General features: G+C 61.7%; 12 protein-coding genes. 3 read left to right on the forward strand and 9 right to left on the reverse strand.

Annotated elements, in window-relative coordinates; translation table 11 throughout:
• The 9 genes from H5U38_06085 to larA form a co-directional block, all read right to left on the reverse strand.
• On the reverse strand, nt 1-1,458 hold the full coding sequence (locus tag H5U38_06085; GenBank protein ID MBC7186585.1) for a sugar transferase: 1,458 nt from the start codon (nt 1,456-1,458) through the stop codon (nt 1-3).
• Between the two features lie 5 nt (nt 1,459-1,463).
• Nucleotides 1,464-2,429: a GDP-mannose 4,6-dehydratase gene (locus tag H5U38_06090; GenBank protein ID MBC7186586.1), complete on the reverse strand. Its 966-nt coding sequence runs from the start codon at nt 2,427-2,429 to the stop codon at nt 1,464-1,466.
• Nucleotides 2,430-2,501: 72 nt separating this feature from the next.
• Nucleotides 2,502-4,853 carry a polysaccharide biosynthesis tyrosine autokinase gene (locus H5U38_06095; protein ID MBC7186587.1) on the reverse strand — a complete coding sequence of 784 codons (2,352 nt, stop codon included), beginning with the start codon at nt 4,851-4,853 and terminating at the stop codon, nt 2,502-2,504.
• A gap of 1 nt (nt 4,854) precedes the next feature.
• On the reverse strand, nt 4,855-5,580 hold the full coding sequence (locus H5U38_06100) for a polysaccharide export protein (protein ID MBC7186588.1): 726 nt from the start codon (nt 5,578-5,580) through the stop codon (nt 4,855-4,857).
• Between the two features lie 12 nt (nt 5,581-5,592).
• Nucleotides 5,593-6,324: an STAS domain-containing protein gene (locus H5U38_06105; GenBank protein MBC7186589.1), complete on the reverse strand. Its 732-nt coding sequence runs from the start codon at nt 6,322-6,324 to the stop codon at nt 5,593-5,595.
• A gap of 206 nt (nt 6,325-6,530) precedes the next feature.
• Nucleotides 6,531-8,009, reverse strand: coding sequence for a glycogen synthase GlgA (gene glgA, locus H5U38_06110; protein MBC7186590.1), 1,479 nt, complete (start codon nt 8,007-8,009; stop codon nt 6,531-6,533).
• 154 nt (nt 8,010-8,163) lie between these two features.
• On the reverse strand, nt 8,164-9,591 hold the full coding sequence (gene rlmD, locus H5U38_06115) for a 23S rRNA (uracil(1939)-C(5))-methyltransferase RlmD (GenBank protein MBC7186591.1): 1,428 nt from the start codon (nt 9,589-9,591) through the stop codon (nt 8,164-8,166).
• Between the two features lie 78 nt (nt 9,592-9,669).
• Nucleotides 9,670-10,293: a C40 family peptidase gene (locus H5U38_06120; protein ID MBC7186592.1), complete on the reverse strand. Its 624-nt coding sequence runs from the start codon at nt 10,291-10,293 to the stop codon at nt 9,670-9,672.
• Nucleotides 10,290-11,564, reverse strand: a complete 1,275-nt coding sequence (gene larA / locus H5U38_06125; protein MBC7186593.1) for a nickel-dependent lactate racemase — start codon at nt 11,562-11,564, stop codon at nt 10,290-10,292. The genes H5U38_06120 and larA overlap by 4 nt, the downstream gene beginning before the upstream one ends.
• A 191-nt stretch (nt 11,565-11,755) precedes the next feature.
• Between larA and H5U38_06130 the strand changes: the two genes are divergently transcribed.
• The 3 genes from H5U38_06130 to H5U38_06140 all read left to right on the forward strand — a co-directional run.
• Nucleotides 11,756-12,853, forward strand: a complete 1,098-nt coding sequence (locus H5U38_06130; protein MBC7186594.1) for a glycosyltransferase — start codon at nt 11,756-11,758, stop codon at nt 12,851-12,853.
• Nucleotides 12,841-13,701: a class I SAM-dependent methyltransferase gene (locus tag H5U38_06135; protein ID MBC7186595.1), complete on the forward strand. Its 861-nt coding sequence runs from the start codon at nt 12,841-12,843 to the stop codon at nt 13,699-13,701. Before H5U38_06130 ends, H5U38_06135 begins: the two co-directional genes overlap by 13 nt.
• The coding region (locus tag H5U38_06140; GenBank protein ID MBC7186596.1) for a radical SAM protein at nt 13,698-14,030 on the forward strand (333 nt) is incomplete at its 3' end. The genes H5U38_06135 and H5U38_06140, both read left to right, overlap by 4 nt.

Below are 14,030 nucleotides of genomic sequence, written 5' to 3' on the forward strand. Positions count from 1 at the left end.
TCACGCTGCTCCGTAGCCAAACAGCACCACAAAGATCGTCTTGAGCAGAATCTTGATGTCCAACCAGAGGGACCAGTTGTCGATGTACTCCATGTCCATTTCCATCCAGCGCTCGAAGGAGATCTTGTTGCGCCCGCTGACCTGCCAGATGCAGGTGATGCCCGGCTTCAGCGACAGGCGACGGCGTTGCCATACCTGGTACATCTCGACCTCCACCGGCAGGGGCGGTCGTGGCCCCACGATGCTCATATCCCCTTTGAGCACGTTGAAAAACTGCGGCAGCTCATCGATGCTCGTCTTGCGCAAGATGCGCCCCACTGGAGTGACGCGGGGGTCCTTCTTGATCTTGAACACCGGGCCGTCCATTTCGTTCATCTTCTCTAACTCGCGCCGCTTCATCTCCGCGCCGACGATCATCGTGCGGAACTTGTACAGCGTGAACTTGCGGCCGTTCAGCCCACAGCGCGTCTGCTTGAAGAGCACTGGCCCCTTGGAGGTCAATTTGATGGCCAATGCAGTGATGGCCATGAGCGGGGCAAAAAGGATGATGAAGAAGATGGACAGCACAATGTCCATGGTTCGTTTGACGAATAGCTCCCACTGCTTTGCCCTGAAGGTCTCGAACTCTAACAGGGGAAAACCGCTAAAATCGGTTTGGCGGGTGCGCGCGATCTGCAGGTCGTAGAGGTCCAGGCTAATGGCAGTGGCGATCCCCTCCTTCTCGCACGCCAGAATTGCCTCGTCGATGCGGTGGAGCCACAGCCTGGGCACGACAAAGATCACGCGGTCGATCACCTTGCGATGGATGATGAAGGGGATATCCTGAATGCGGCCCAGCACGCGGTAACCCTCCACCTCCTTGCCGTACATGCCGTGCTCATCGTCGATGAGGCCCACGATGCGCAGTCCCCAGTTGGCGTGACTCTTCACCGCGCGGATGAATTCGCGCGCCCTCTTGCCGGTGCCGACAATCAGGAGGTTGACCTGATTGTAGCCGCGCATGTGGATGTAGTCGAGAAAGGCGATGAAAAGCCTTTTCTCCACCAGCAGAAGGATGGTCGCCGTAACGGTGAACACGGCGATGAAGAAACGGCTGGTGAGCTGGGCCTGCAGGGCGAACACCACGCTGCCGGCAGCGATGCCGGCGAGCAGGCTGCCCTGGATGATGGTGGAGGCCAACTGCCCGAACGTTTTTAGCCGGAACTCGGTGTACAGTCCCAACCACCCCAAGAGGATCACCCACAGCGGCGGAAAAATGAGCGGCATCCACGTGTTGTTGCGGGTAAAGACCACCAGGCCGCCCAACGTAGGCCCCCGGCTGTACGCCTTGACCGATAGGGCGATCAGCTGCCGCAGGAATTCGTCGAAGAAGTAAGCGACGGCAAAGGAGAGGAGGACCACCAGGAGATCCAGCACCCTCGCTACGCCCCGCAGGAATATTTCCTTTTCCTCTACCATGCGCCTCAGGTGCGGTTTGCCGTTTCCCGTTGAGCCCGGTACCACGCGACAAAGCGCTCGATTCCCTCCTCTATGGGCACCTTGGGTGCATAGCCGAGCTCCTCGCGCGCCCGGCTGATGTCAGCGTAGGTGATCGGTACATCGCCTGGCTGCTCCGGCAGGCGCTCCACTTTGGCCTCCTTCCCCAAGCAGCCACTGATAAGGGAGATGAGATAGCTGAGCTCCACCGTGCGCGACTCGCCGAGATTGTAGATGGCGTATCCCTGGCAACGATCGAGCGCGGCCACCACCCCGTCGATAATGTCGGTGATGAAAGTGTAATCGCGCCGCGTGCTCCCGTCGCCGAACATGGGCACCTTGTCGCCAGCATCGATGAGCCGGGTGAACTTGTGAATGGCCATGTCCGGCCGCTGCCTTGGCCCGTACACGGTGAAGAAGCGCAGGCAGGTCACCGATATGCCGAAGAGGTGATGATACGTGTAGCAGAGCAATTCGCCCGCCTTCTTGGTGGCCGCGTACGGCGAGACCGGGTGGTCAACGGGATCATCCTCAGCAAAAGGGACCTTCTTATTGGCCCCGTACACCGAGCTGGAAGAAGCGAAAAGGAATCTCTGCACCCCATGCCTCTTCGCCATCTCCAGGAGATTGTTGGTGCCGCGACAGTTCACCTCTTGATACAAGAGCGGCTCCCTAATGGACGGCCGTACCCCCGCCCGCGCTGCCAAGTGGATCACCGCGTCGAAGCGCTCGCCGGCAAAGAGCTGCTCGAGCAGGGGGTAGTCGAGAATGTCCCCCTCCACCAGCCGGAAGCCATCCCGCGACAGTAGGTCGCGGAGGTTGCCCCGCTTGACCTTCGGGTCATAGAAATCGTTAAAGTCGTCCAGACCGACTATGCGGTGGCCCTCATTCACCAATCGCTCGGCAAGATGAGAACCAATGAACCCGGCCGCTCCGGTCAACAGAATCTGCATCAGCCGACCCTCGTCTGTGTACACCAAAACCCGCGCACGCCACCGACCTTCACTTCCCTTGCCCCATGCGCGTCAGTAGTGGTAGTAACTGTAGGCCTGGTGGGAGCGGTACGATTCGACGCCGTTGAGAATAACCCCAAGCACGTTCACCGGGATGTTCTTAAGGGCCTCCAATCGCTCTTTTGCCACGTCTCTCCTGGTCTTGCCGGCCCGGATGACGATGGGCATGGCATCTACCTGCGTGCCCAGGACGATGGCGTCTGTGGCGGCATTCAGGGGCGGGCTATCGAAGATGACCACATCGAAGCGGCGGCGCACCTCCTCGATGAAGCGCCGCATCTGCAGCGACCCTAACAGCTCAGACGGGTTGGGGATGAGCGCGCCACAGCTGACCAGCGAAAGGTTGGGGATGTGCGTCTCCGAGACGATTTCCGACAAGGTAGCCGTGCCCGAAAGGTAATTGGTCAGCCCTGGCTCCTTCGGGCAGCCAAAGGTATTGTGCAGCACGCCTCGCCGCAAATCGCCATCGACCAGCAACGTGTTGCTCTTCTGTTGGGCGATGATAATCGCCAAATTTGCTGCAGTGAACGACTTGCCCTCATTGGGGGCAATGCTCGTGATGACAAGGGCGCGGATCTTTCCTGCCTGCTTGGAAAAGAGCAGATTGGTACGCAATGCCCGATAGGCCTCGCCGATCGGCGTGGGCGAATAGTCGTGCGTCACCAACAGCCTGTCCACCAATCGCGCCCTTTGCGAGTCGTCGTATTCGCTGAGGTCCCGAAAGTCCAGGACCGGCACCGCTCCCAGGACCTGGAGCCGCAAGTGGGCACGCACGTCCTCGGGCGTGCGAATAGTCTTATCCGCCAACTCCAGGATGGCGGCAAACAAACAGCCCAGGAGTAGGCCAAGGAGGCCTCCCAAGAGGAGAATCTTCTTGCGGCCCATGGAGATGGGTTTGCTTGGCACCGTTGCCCGATCTAAGAACCCTATCTTTTGCGCCTCCACTGACTGGGCAATGCGTTCTTCTTCCACAAGACGCACCAGCTCATTGTACAAGCGCGCGTCCGCGTCCGCCTGCCGCTGCAATTCTGCGAACTGGTCCATGATCACTGGCGCGACTGCCTTCTGCGAACGGAACTGAGCGATAGCCCGACCCACCTCTTGCTCCTGCTCGCTCAAACTGTTCAGGTAGCCGCGCGCGGCGGCGGCAATCGTCTGATATTCCCGGATTATCTTATCGTTCAACTCCCGATATTGCGGATGCGCATCGGTGAGGCCGCGCCCAACGACTGCGGTCTGCCACTGCCGTTCCAGGTCGCCAAGGCGCTGCATAGCCAACTGCACCTCCGGAACGGTGGCCAACCCTTCGGTCTGTGCCAAGGCCTGAATGACGAACCGGCCGGTCTGCTCCCGCCGCTCTGGCGAAAAGTCCGTGCCCAGCTCGTCGAGGAGCATGCGCAACGCCTTCTTGCGGTCGGTCAGCGCCCGCTGCTGAGCCTCCAGGCGGACAAGAGCCTCACTTTGCCCGACAATGCCCACCGCCTCCACAAAGGGGTAGCGCTGCTTGAACCTGCGCAGCTCCTCCGCGCTGGTCCGGTATTTCTCTTCCGCAGCGCGTTTCCGCCCTTCCAGCACGCTGAGGGTGCGCTGGCCGTCGCGCCGCTGCATATTTCTGGCTTCTTCGATATAGATTTCCGCCACGTAATTGACCATGTTCGCCGCGCGCACCGGGTCGGTATCCGTCATGATGAGAGCCACAACATCAGGCGGATTGCGGAAGATGGTCTTGACGCGGGATTGCAGGAAATTGGCGGCGCTCTGTACGCTCCGCACCCTAAAGGGAATGCTCATGGGCGGAGCATAGACCTCCGCCTGCAAACGGTAGGTGAAGCCGTTGACCGTGCGCGAGCTGTCGATGATCTGGCGGGCTGGCCCGCTCTCGATCACCCGGCTGCCCTGGGCCTCCACCTGCTTCAGGGTGTACCGTCCCTGCTCGTCGAACTCCAACACATACGAGCCCACAACCGGTTCTTGCTCAGTGCGGAATTCGGCAAAGACCTGCCCCGGAGCCTGACTGCGGAAAGGCCCTTGGAGCTCGACGATAAGCCCAAACTGGGCCGCGACGCGCTCAGCGAAGGAGCGCGTGCCCAGCTCCCAAACGTGCGCGCGGTCGAGTGCCGCTTCCTTGTTGCGCCCTTCATAGCCGCGCACCCAGATGCGGGCCATGGCGCTGTACACCGGAACCGTCTTGCTGGCGCGGTAGCCGGCAACGGCCAACGCGAGAAGCGTCACACCCAGCACGATCCACTTGCGTCGGATGATGCCGCGCAGCAAACGACCGAGGTTGAATTGGGCCCGTGGCGCCTCTTCCTCAAGCAGCAAACTCTCTATGTTGGGTAGACCCCCTTCTGAAGGCACACCCATATCAACCCCACCTCTTGATGGAGACGTAGAGCGAGATCAAAGAGACGATGAACTGAAAGTAGTACACAAAGTCGCGGAAGGTGAGGCGCGGCACGCGTGGCGCATAGATGACGTCACCACTCCTCACGCCAATCTCCGCTAAGGAGGAACCGCGCTCCCAGCTGGTCAACAGGCTCTTCTTTACTGTGCGGCCACCACGCCGCAGCTGCAAGCGCTGCAGGTCACACTCTGGCCCTGGCCCACCAGCCTGCTCGATGACACTCCACAGAGCATCCCGGGGGTCCACGCGATATGATCCCGGCTGCCGGAACTGCCCGAGGAGAGTTACCCTCACTAGCGGTGTCACCGTGATGATCGGGTCTCTGGTGTACGGGCGCAGCTTTTCGCGCAGCACCTCCACCAGCCCGTCCGGCGTCATCCCCACCACCTTGAGCTTGCCGAAGATGGGGAGAGTGATGTACCCCTCACCGTCAATCACATACTCATTGCTGAACTTGGTAGCAAAGGTCTGCAGTTCGGCCCGCTCCCAGCTCTCCCAAATGAGGATGCGCACCCCATCACCGTAGCCGAAGGGTGCAGCAGCACTACCTGCGGCCACTCCTTGCCCAAATGAAGCGGGCGCCCACCACAACAAAAAGGCCGCAGCCAACATGACTGGGCCGAGCATGCCTTGCAGTCCGCGCCACGAGCCTCTTGCTCGCACATCCTTGATCCGCTGTGTCACCATGAGCTTCACTCTTCACCGCGAGCGGTAGAATCGGTACCGCTTCTCCTTGGTATCCAAGTTGAGCCTCTTCAACAGTGCCCGCACCTTGAAGTAGTTCATGCGGGTGTAACCAAATCGAGGGGAGTTCAGAGCACGCATCACTCCCCAAGCCCCGTTGTTGGGGTTCTCGAGGACGATCTTCCGCACCTTCTCGGTGAGCGGTAGATCGATAGCCTCAGCGGGTCGGGCGTGGGACGCAGGCTCCACGATCCCCACCGGTGCCACCTGGGCCGTAGCCGGCGTAGCTCTGCTCGCTACTGGCTGCTGCAGGCGCACTGCTGGCTGCATGTCAAAGTCCACCGACGGCACCACCTGCCGGCGGGCGCTCTTGGACAGATCGTACCCGGCGCACACGTCAAAGTCATCGATGGCCTCCTCGAGGCTGTCGTAGGAGGCGAGGATGCGATTGAACTCCAGCATCTCGAACACCTCGCGCACCTCGGGGGTCATGTGCACAATCTTGAGATCGCCGCCACTCTCACGAATGCTGCGTATCTCGCCAACGAACACGCCCCAGCCCGCACTACTGATGTAGTTGACCGCACTCAGGTCGACCACGATCTGATAGTGCTCCTCTTGCAGAAGCCTGGTCACGGCCTTGTGCAGGTCCGGAGCAGTGGTGGCGTCCACGTACCCCTTGACGCGCAGCAGCGTGACCGTGCCCGCCGCGCCCACCTGTGATGTCCGAAGCTGAATACCCTCCATGAATGCCTTACGGTAAGGGTCGCAATGCGGTTACTGCCGGGCTATTCCCGCTCGCAACTATGGTGCCATGGAGCGTGCCCCGCGCCATGAGCACCCAGGTACGAGAAAACAAGGCGTTACTTTCTTCCGTGTCCAGTCTGCGGCCAATTCTTCCTGCGGGGATGTCGTTTGCGGAAACACGCTGTCGCAGCCTGTAACAGCCGACGCTATTTCCTTTTGCTCGCCTCCAGCTTGGCATACAGCCTGACGTACTTGGTGGCGGAGTTCTTCCAACTAAAGTTGCTGCGCATGGCGCTCTTCACCAGACGCAGCCAGGTCTTTTGATCCGCAAACACGGCAAGCGCTCTCTCCACCGCTTGCAGCATGGCGGCAGCGCTGTACTCGGTGAAGACAAAACCATTGCCCGTGCCCCGCCGGGGGTCAAAGTCGACAATCGTGTCTGCCAGCCCGCCGGTGGCCCGCACGATGGGGATCGTGCCGTAGACCAGACTGTACATCTGGTTCAGGCCACATGGTTCGTACCGGGAAGGCATGAGGAACATGTCAGCCCCAGCCTCAATCTGGTGCGCAAGGGTGTTGTCAAAGCGCAGGTTCACAGAAACCTTCTTCGGGTGCCGTTTGGCAAGCCCGGCAAAGAGTTTGTGGTATCTCGGATCGCCAGTTCCCAGCACGACAAGCTGCACGTCCATCTTCATCAGCGCCGGGAAGGCTTCTGCCACCAGATCGAATCCTTTCTGATCGGCAAGACGAGAGATCATGCCGATTACCGGCACCTCCGGGCGATAAGGCAAGCCAAGGCCTTCGACCAGCGCTTTCTTATTTTCGGCCTTGCCCGCAAGGTCGGTGGCAGAATAGGTCCTGGCAATCAGCGGATCGGTTTTGGGGTTCCACACCGTGTCGTCGATGCCATTGAGGATGCCATACAGCGCGTCACGCCGCGCACGCAGCTCCTCCTGCAGGCCGCACCCAATCTCGGGATCGGAAGTGATCTCCTCAGCATAACGCTCGCTCACCGTGGAAATGGCGTCGGCAAAAACAATGCCGGCCTTCATGAAACTCAACTTGCCGTAGAACTCAACGCCCCCCTGCCCACGGAAGAGCTCTGCCGGGAGGCCGGTGAGGCGAAACTTGGCCTTGGGAAAGATGCCTTGGTAGGCCAAGTTGTGGATGGTAAAGAGGGTCGAGGTCTTGGCAAAGAGGCGCTCATGGCTGTAGGTGGTCTTCAGCAGAACCGGAATGAGCCCGGTGTGCCAATCGTTGCAGTGAATCACATGCGGCTGCCAGTGGAGGAGCTTGACGGTCTCCAAGACACCCTTGCAGAAGAAAGTGAAGCGCTCTGCGTTATCAGGCCAGTCCTTGCCGGTCTTGGGGTCTGTGTAAAGGTCCTGCCGACCAAAGAGGGGCGGATAGTCCAGGAAGTAAACCTGCACTTTCGTGTCCGGGATGAAGGCCGACTTGACGCTGCCCACGAGTCTTTCGCCTCCCAGGTCTACGGGTATTTCGCGGAGGCGAATAACCTCGCGGAGCACATACTTGCGCTCGTTGATCGAGCCGTACTTGGGCATCATCACGCGGATGTCATGGCCGAGGTCTTGCAACGCTTTGGGCAGAGCAGCAGCCACATCGGCAAGTCCGCCCGTTTTGGCAAAGGGCGCAACTTCCGAGGCGACGTACAGTATCTTCAACGGCGATCTCATTGCGTCCTCACGCGTCAGTTGCATGCCCAGCGCACTCTTCCATACGGCAAGAATCGACCTTTGAAGATACGAAAATTCCGCGCCAAAATCAATGAGAAAAAAGCCCTTAGCCCATGGTCAGGAGATAGGCCTCTGTTGCCCCTTATCCCTCTTTTTCCAAGAGCGCCACTGCCTCGATGTGCCAGGTCTGCGGGAACATGTCTACCGGCGTCACCTCGCCCAGGCGATATCCGCCCTGGCACAACACTGCCAGATCGCGTGCCAAAGTCGAGGGGTTGCAGGAGACGTACACAATCCGCCGCGGCGCCACCTTGAGGAGCACTTCCAGCACCCGCGGGTGCACTCCGGCCCGCGGCGGGTCCACCACCACAACCTCCGGCCGGATATCGGGTGCCTCGGCAACCAACTTCTCCACAGAGGTGCGCACGTCGCCACTCACGAAATGGCAGTTGCCAATGCCGTTGCGCGCGCAATTGCCTCTTGCGTCCGCGACCGCCTCCTCGGCGAGCTCAAAGCCCCATACCTCACGCGCCCTCTCCGCCAGGAAGATGCTGATGGTCCCAGTGCCACAGTAGAGGTCAAACACCACCTCGTCGCCGCGCAGGCTGGCATATCGCAGCACCGTCTCGTACAGACGGAGGGCTTGCTCCGGGTTGGACTGGAAAAAGGAGGTGGCAGAAATTTGGAAGCGATAGCGCCCCAGTTGCTCCTCGATGGCGGGCTGTCCGGCCAGAACGAACTGCTGTTCCCCGTACGCTACGTTCGCCGGGGAGGTGGAGATGGTTGACACGACGCTGACAATGCCAGGGAATCGCTCTCTAAGTTCACTGGAAAGGGCCTTGAGCCCGGCTTCATCGAAGGCGGAGGTCACCATGTTGACCATCACCTGCCCGGTCTGCTTCCCCTCGCGAATGACCGCGTGCCGCCAGAACCCCTGGCGGCTTGCCGTCGAGTAGGCAGGAAGACCCGAGCGCCGCGCAAACTGCCGGATATGGGCCAAAATCTCGTTGCTCAGGGGCGAAAGCAGATGACAGTCGCCCACGTCCACGACTGCGTCGAAGCGCCCGCGAGGATGGAGACCAAGGTAAACTCCCGGTTGGCGGTTGCTTTCCTGGGCCAGGTGGGCAGCAGGTACCCAGGCGCGGTCGGAAAAGGCGAATTCCATCTTATTGCGATAGAAGAACTCCTGCGGACTGGCCAACGCCGGAACCACCGGCGGCGATGCGATGCCCCCTAGGCGCTCGAGGCAGTCAATCACATGCTGGCGCTTCACCTCGAGCTGGGCATCGTAGCGGAGGTGCTGCAACTGACACCCACCGCACTCCGGGAAGTGGCGACAAGGTGGCGTGGTTGCCAAAGGCGATTGCCGCACCACCTCGACGATGCGCGCCTCAGCATACGTCCGCTTCCGCCGCGTGATGCGCACCCGGACAAGCTGCTCTGGCAGGGCCCCCTCCACAAACACGACCAGATCGTCCACCCTTGCGACACCCTTGCCACCGAAGGCAAGGGAGAGAACCTCCACCTCTATTTCCGCGCCCTTTTCCAGGCTCATCCGCTGTCCGCTCATTGTGCCTCCCTCTCGCAAAAAGAAGAGCCGGCGGCGTGCCGAGCCGGCTCCGAGACTGTTCTTCTGCCCAGCACGAGGTCAGCGGACGACATACCCCACGAGGCGCCGCGCGCCCACGTAGTGCTGGCGATAGTACGCTTCGTCAAGTCCAGAGATAACCACCCCCCTGGTGGGGCTGGCATGGACAAAGAGCCCCTTCGCCACGTAGATGCCGACGTGGGTGACCTCGCCCACCCCAGCTGCCTCGAAAAAGACCAAGTCCGAGAAGCGCAGAGAGTCCCGCTCCACTGGCTCGCCGATGCGGTACATGGCCTCTGCCGAACGCGGCAGAGTCAACCCCCAGGCGCGACGGAACACGGCGTAGACAAAGCCAGAACAGTCGGTCCCTTCGGGCGAGGAGCCGCCCCACACGTACGGGGCATTGAGAAAGGCCTTGATCTCTTCTGCCAAGGCGACGATCTGCTCGTCGGTCAATCCGGTCCAGGTGCGCCGCCGCTGACGGGAAGGCATTGCTTGCCCCGGCTCACCCATAGACTCCGGGCCATGGTTACGGTCAACTGCAACGGCAGCATCAGCTGCCGGATACTCCCTACCAGGCCTTTCTCGCTCATTGCCTCCGCCTAAGGTGCGAGGCGTTGGTTCCATATAACTGCAGCCACCCAAGACCAGCAAAGCCATCCAGACGATTGACCGAAACCTCATCCTCCCTCCACTACCGGCAGCGTGAAGTGTGCATGGGGGAGCACCGCCATTTTCGCCCCAGACGGCAGTTCGGACAGGGCCTGTTCCACCGCCACCTGCACTGCGGGCTGCACGCGAACGCCCATGGCCGACCCGGCATCTGGCTCGAGCATCCCCACCACCGTCACCCTGATACGGCGCAGTAGCTCGCGCAAACCGAGGGCGGTAGTGCCAAAAGAACGATACTCCTTGCGCAGCTTGCTGGCCAGCTCGTGCGGCGTAACCGCGAAAAAGTCCAAGAAATACTCGCAGCCGAGACCTGCGCGGCACTCGGCGATCAAGAGGAGGTGGCCACCGTCGCTGACCAGCAGCGAAGCATTGCGCATGGCGCGGAAGGTCTTGACAAAGTCGTCGTCAAAGGGCGATCCCCCGCAGCTGGCAATGACCAATGGCACGCGTTCGGCCACACGCACTTTGTAGAAGCTGTCCGCCAGTTGGCGGGCCTTCTCCCAACTCGGGGCCAATGCGCCTGCGCACGCCTGCCGCACCCTGCCCTGCGCGTCCACAATCAAGTGCAGGGCAAAGTCCACCTGCACAAACTTCATCGAGTCCAGAATGTCCTGGTAAATGGGGTTGCCCGCCGCAACGCCCGGTGCGCAGGTGTCCGCCAGCCCTCCTCGCGTCACATCTATCCCCAATGCGTGGCACCTGAGCACAGTCTCCAAGCCGGCGCACCCAGGGTTCAGCAGCTTTGGCCCGCCCGCATAGCCTGTGAGCGGGTGGTGGCTGGTGCCTCCGGCCAGGAGCAGTCGCTCCGCCTTCACCACGTACTTGTGCAGCCATACCGGCGTGCCATTGACCGTTTCCCCAAGATGAACGAGCTCCGAGGCCTGGCGGCAGTCGTGGTCAATAGTGCGCACACGGCGGTAGATCTCCGGACCGACCACCTCCTGCCGCTCAGCGTCGGTCTGCGTCCCATGGCTCCCTGTGGCAAATAGGATGGTAATATCTCGATCGTGAATGCCCTTGCGGTTGAGGAGATCAATCAGCAAGGGGAGGAAGACACGCGCGCCGCAGCGCCGAGAGGCATCCGGGATGACGATCGTCGTCCGTTCTCCGCGCCGCACCAGCCGTTCCAGGGGAGGCGCGCCCAACGGTTTGCTCAGCGCAGCATTGATGATCTCCTCTTCGGCAACAGGCAAATCGTCCCCAATATCCACCACCGCCAGCACCCGCTCATCCGGGAGGTCTATTGTCAGGAATGAACGTCCATAGGCCAGTCTCAGCTGCATGACTCCTGCCAGGTTAGTCGCACCGGCCAATTAGGCCATAGAAAATAGCGGAAAAAATCCTCATTGTCAACCGGTTTTTGGCGTGCCCCATCGGCAGCAAAGGGCTTGCTTGTTTCGCGGTTTTTGCCTACTTTTGCACAGAGTCTCGGTGAGCCGGATGTGCGCCCGTCACGACCCAGGGTGAGGGACTTGTGATTGCACTTGTGGCGCTGGCTGCGCTGCTTGTCTACGCCGCCATGGGCGGTCGCCTGGTGCTTGGCTTGCGCGCGTTGCGTTCGGAGGTCCATGCCGGCCGTCCACGCGTGTCCGTGGTCTGTGCTGCCAGAAATGAGGCGCATAACCTCGACGAGTTGCTCTCCTGCCTCATTGCGCAGACCTACCCGCCGGAGCAGCTGGAGGTGGTGATAGCCGACGATCGCTCCAGTGACGGAACTGCGGCGCTTCTGGCCCGCTGGTGCGCCGCTCACCCGTACGTCAAAGCGGTGCGCGTGGAGGAGCTCCGACCAGGAATCGGCGCCAAGAAGAACGCCCTGGCCCGCGGCATTGCCGCTGCACGTGGCGAGCTCCTCTTGTTCACCGACGCGGACTGCCGACCTTCACCCCGCTGGGTCGAGGAGATGGTCGGGCATTTTGCCCCCGAGGTGGGTTTGGTTGCCGGCTTTGCCCCATTACTGGGCAAGGGCGTGCTGGCAGCCGTCGTGGCGGTGGACACGCTATCCTCGGCGCTCGTCGCTGCCGGAGGAATCGGCCTGGGCCGGCCCATGACCTGTACCGGGCGCAATCTTGCCATCCGCCGCCAGGCATTCGCCGAGGTCGAGGGCTACCAAAGGTTCATGCACGCCGTGTCTGGCGACGACGACCTGCTCCTTCACCAGGTGAGCCAACGGAGCAGCTGGCAAGTGCGCTATGCCATCTCACCGGCGACGTTCGTGCCCAGCGCGGCGCCCCGGACGCTCCGGCAACTGCTCGCCCAGCGCCGACGTCACCTTTCTGCAGGGCGCCACTACCCTGGAGCGGTGAAGGCAAGGTATGCGCTGTTTCACCTGTGCAATCTCTGCCTGTTCGTCGCCCCGGTTTGGGCGGCGCTGGCCGGCTCCTGGTTGCTGCTCTGCAGCCTTTTCCTCTGTGCAAAAGTCGCCGTGGACCTGGGGGCGCTCCGCGTAGCCGGGTGCACCTTTCGGCAGAGATTCTCGTGGTGGGCGTTTTGCTTATGGGAAATCTACTTTCTGCTGACAAATGTGCTTCTCGGGCCGCTGAGCTGGTTGGGAAGGATCCGTTGGCGGGAGTGACCGCTTCTGGCCAGAGCGCCTGGCCTGGGGCCGTAGAATCCCTGCTCCCGGACCCCGGGCACCCCAACTTTCTTCGCTGGCGCGCCTACCACAAGAGCGCGTCATGGCGGGGTGCCATGGTGCAGAGCATGCTTGGCCCGTTGCTGCCGCCACATGCGGTGGTCTTGGACATTGGCTGCGGCACCGGCGGCACCAGCATAGCCTTGGCAGCCAAAGGAGCCATGGTCCTCGCCGTGGAGGTGGATAGGGCACGCCTCGAGGCCACACGGGCGTTGGCGGGTGCCGCAGGCGTGCCAGTGCGGCTCGTGCTCGCGGACGGGTGCACTCTGCCGTGCGCCGACCAGTCGTGCCACGCCGTGGTGCTGCAGGATGTGCTCGAGCACGTGTCCGCGCCGGAGCGGCTGGTGCGCGAAGCAGCGCGTGCGCTCAAGCCGGGAGGCGTGGCCTTTGTGTCGACGCCCAATCGTTGGTCGCCGCTCAACGCCCTCTCGGATCCGCACTGGGGGTTACCTGGCGTGGCCATGCTGCCGCGCAAGGTGGTCGGGCGGTGCACGAAGGCGCGACGAGGAGCGGCGGCCCTTCCTGCACCGGCGTTGCTGTCCCTGCGTCGCCTGCGGTGGCTCATGCGGATGGCAGGACTGGACATGTCCTTTGCCAATCGAGATGCCGCCCGCTTCATCGCCGCCGAGCCGCGCGCTGCCCTCTGTGCGCCTTTTCACCTTCGCATCGCGGCGTGGGCGAAGAGGCGCGGGCTGCTCAAATTCCTCCCGGCCATGGTCAACGATCGCCTGGGCCTGTTCAACTGCTGGGTGAACCCCAACTGGTATATCCTGGCTAAGAAGAGATGAAGGAAGTCGTCCTCGGCAACCTCGTACGGGCACTGTCGCCGCGCCGCGTGCACAACGTGGCCCTGGCCATGGGTTCCTACCTGGCCTCGCTGGCCAGCCGCCGACCCGTGGTTTGGGCAGAGCCCGCCATCCTCATGGTGGAGCCGACCAACCGCTGCAACCTGCGCTGCCCGCAGTGCCACACCGGCTCCGGAAGAATCAGTCGTGCCTATGCCCGCTTGTCCACGCACCACTTTCGGGCCATAATCGACGACCTCGCTGACAGCCTCGTCTACCTGCTCCTCTTCAATCAGGGGGAGCCGTACCTTCACCCCGAGTTCCTGGACCTG

The sequence above is a fragment of the Calditrichota bacterium genome, assembly GCA_014359355.1.
In the GTDB taxonomy this organism is placed as follows: Bacteria; Zhuqueibacterota; Zhuqueibacteria; order JANLFK01; family Oleimicrobiaceae; genus Oleimicrobium.